Consider the following 2,418-nt stretch of genomic DNA (forward strand, 5'->3'; position numbering starts at 1 on the left):
TCGTAGTTCATATTATTAAGCTAATTTTTTCTTTTATTTTACCTAGAAAGAGCGCACTTTCGCAAGAGGTCTATTAATCAGGTATGCAGATGACTTCGTGATTCTCCACGAAGACATAACCGTTGTCCAAAGATGCCGAGAGATAATCTCGGAATGGTTAAAAGACATAGGCTTGGAATTGAAGCCTAGTAAAACAAGACTGACACACACCCTTACAGAAATGGAGGGTGAAAAACCAGGGTTCGACTTCCTAGGTTTCAATATACGTCAGTTTCCCAAAGGAAAACACCAATCAGGTAAGAATACCAAAGGGGAAAAACTAGGATTCAAAACCATCATCACCCCAAGCCAAAACAAGATTAAGGTACATTACGACCACATCGCAAGAGTTATTGACGCCCAAAAGTCAGCACCGCAAGCGGCGCTAATCAAACGAATTAACCCCATAATACGGGGATGGGCAAACTACTATGCGACTGTAGTAAGTAAGGAAGCTTACGCAGAATTAGACGACCTGGTGTATCGAAAACTTGTAGCTTGGGCAACCTACCGCCACCCAAAGAAATCAAAAATCATGGGTGTCAAAGAAATATTGGCAATCTATAGCAATCCTAAGTGATTTTCTATATCTGTAAAATCTGAAAGTCTTGCTATACAAGAAGTCTAGGAAGACAAGAGGGCGTTGTGTTGTGAGGCTCAAATCGGATTGCTATATGGGCGGTAACAACTGGGTATTCGCAACCAGGAAAGAGGGTACAAGCCCACTTCGGTTACTTGACCATGCCGACACTCCAATATTGCGTCATGTGAAAGTTAAAGGCAAATCGTCACCATACGACGCGAACCTAGTTTACTGGAGTACAAGAATGGGTAACAACCCAGAAATGCCAACTAGGGTATCAAAACTTTTGAAAAGGCAAAAAGGGAAGTGCGCCCACTGCGGATTGTTTTTCCGTGAAAACGATGTGATAGAAATTGACCACAAAATCCCGAAATCGCAAGGTGGAAAGGATTCTTACGATAACTGGGAACTTCTACACAGACATTGCCACGACACAAAGACCGCCTCAGATGGCAGTCCCGGCAACAAATCCGGCTGCAATAATGCCGAGCCTAAGCCCACCAAAAGACTTGAAAAAGTCGCAGACAAATGGGTAATGAGGTATGCGTGACAAGCACCAAATCATTGAGGAGCCGTGTGAAGGGAAACTTTCATGCACGGTTTTGAAGACCAGCGAGGCTGGTGACAGTCTCGCTGAGTTTAATAGGGCAGCACATGATGCTCAAAAATACCTGTTTCAAAACCTAAACTCTCAAGGTAAAGGAATAACCAAGCGAGTCATCGAATTAGACATCGAAAAGTGCTTTGACAGAATCAGCCACACTGCCATTATGGATAGACTCATTGCCCCAATGGGCATCAGAAACGGAATCTTCCGTTGTCTAAAAATAGGAGTAAACCCAGAATTTCCCGAACAAGGAACACCGCAAGGTGGAGTAGTCAGCCCACTTCTGGCAAATATAGCATTAAACGGGATAGAGTCCCTTCACCCATCCGTCAGATATGCTGACGATCTGGTGTTTTTTCTCAAACCAAAAGATGACGCACAAAAGATCCTTGACAAAATCCGTCAGTTCCTTGCAGAAAGAGGGATGAATGTTAGTGAAAGAAAGACAAAAATAACCGCAGCGACCGATGAATTTGACTTTCTAGGATGGACTTTTAAAGTCCAAAAAAACGGGAAATTCAGGAGTTTTCCCTCAGTGGAAAACTTCAAAAAGTTTCGACAGAAAGTGAAAAAAATCGTCAATAACTCGAATTATGGGGCAAAGGTAAAAGCCAAAAAGCTGGCTCCTATTGTCAGAGGTTGGAGAAACTACCACCAGTTTTGTAAGTTGGATGGCCCCAGATTTAATTTATGGTCACTCAACAATAAAACATGGAAGGTATTTAACAAAGAAAGTAAGCTAACCCGCTACCAAGTCAATCACCTGATAGACCTAGCATTCCCAAAAATTGGATGGCACGAAAATAAATTCGTGATGGTAAAAGGGGATAAATCACCTTTCGATGGAGATATCCTTTACTGGACAAAACGCAACAGTGCGTTATATGACGGTATAACCTCTAAGATGCTCAAAAAGCAAAAACATACTTGTGGACACTGTGGACATCTTCTTACGGGAGAAGAAAGAGTTAATTTACACCACAAAGACGGCAACCATGAAAACTGGAAGGACACAAACCTGATGGTTGTACATGAAAGCTGTCACGATTATATCCACATGAGCAAACAAGATTGTCGGAAGCTGGATGCAATGAAAGTTGCACGTCCAGATTGTGCGGTTCGTTTCTATGAAACTAGCCTGTATGGGTTAGGGGATTAGAGCCTTTACGCCGCCTTGGGTGCAAGCCCT

General features: G+C 42.7%; 2 protein-coding genes and 2 pseudogenes. All 4 read left to right on the forward strand.

Annotated elements, in window-relative coordinates; all coding sequences use genetic code 11:
• Window positions 1-97 precede the first annotated feature (97 nt).
• The 4 genes and pseudogenes from QUB44_RS30515 (at window position 98) to QUB44_RS31345 (ending at window position 2,388) form a co-directional block, all read left to right on the forward strand.
• Entirely contained in the window at window positions 98-619 is a 522-nt protein-coding gene (locus QUB44_RS30515) for a group II intron maturase-specific domain-containing protein (RefSeq protein ID WP_445299944.1), read from the forward strand.
• A gap of 97 nt (window positions 620-716) precedes the next feature.
• Window positions 717-1,257 (forward strand): annotated as a pseudogene (locus QUB44_RS30520) (HNH endonuclease); the annotation flags it as partial.
• A gap of 24 nt (window positions 1,258-1,281) precedes the next feature.
• Window positions 1,282-1,713: pseudogene (locus tag QUB44_RS31340) on the forward strand (reverse transcriptase domain-containing protein); the annotation flags it as partial.
• A 51-nt stretch (window positions 1,714-1,764) separates the two neighbouring features.
• A complete protein-coding gene (locus tag QUB44_RS31345; RefSeq protein ID WP_445299945.1) occupies window positions 1,765-2,388 on the forward strand; it encodes a group II intron reverse transcriptase in 624 nt (207 codons plus the stop codon).
• The last annotated feature ends 30 nt before the right edge of the window (window positions 2,389-2,418 follow it).

The organism is Microcoleus sp. AT3-D2 (assembly GCF_036705715.1).
Taxonomy (GTDB): Bacteria; Cyanobacteriota; Cyanobacteriia; order Cyanobacteriales; family Microcoleaceae; genus Microcoleus.